The 274-nt window shown below is 46.0% G+C and carries 1 protein-coding gene; it reads right to left on the bottom strand.

Annotation, left to right across the window (positions count from 1 at the left end; genetic code table 11):
• A partial coding sequence (locus tag VJI77_RS07505) for a hypothetical protein (protein ID WP_323988970.1) occupies window positions 1-274 on the bottom strand: 274 nt, incomplete at both ends.

Below are 274 nucleotides of genomic sequence, written 5' to 3'. Positions count from 1 at the left end.
AAAGTGGTGAGCTTTTCAAGGGTGAACCGATTGCGCAGCTTGCATACGGTGTTTTGATTGGCAAAAAATCCCTTCTGCCATATCGCCTTTTCAACCGGGACCGTCTTGATCCATTCGATGGCTACCGCATACTCGGATTTTTCTGGATCGTCTGAATTTTCGTTCATCTGAGGAGCAAGAACTTTTGCAGATAGAAGCGGAATCTTTTTTCCATTGGCTTCGACGTCGAATTTCTTAATTGGCGTAGCGCCACCTTTGACTATTCCAACGCCGA

Source organism: Parvimonas sp. D2 (genome assembly GCF_035282635.1).
GTDB lineage: Bacteria > Bacillota > Clostridia > Tissierellales > Peptoniphilaceae > Parvimonas.
Note: the sequence above shows the minus strand (reverse complement) of the source record. Positions and strands in the feature narration are given on the sequence as shown.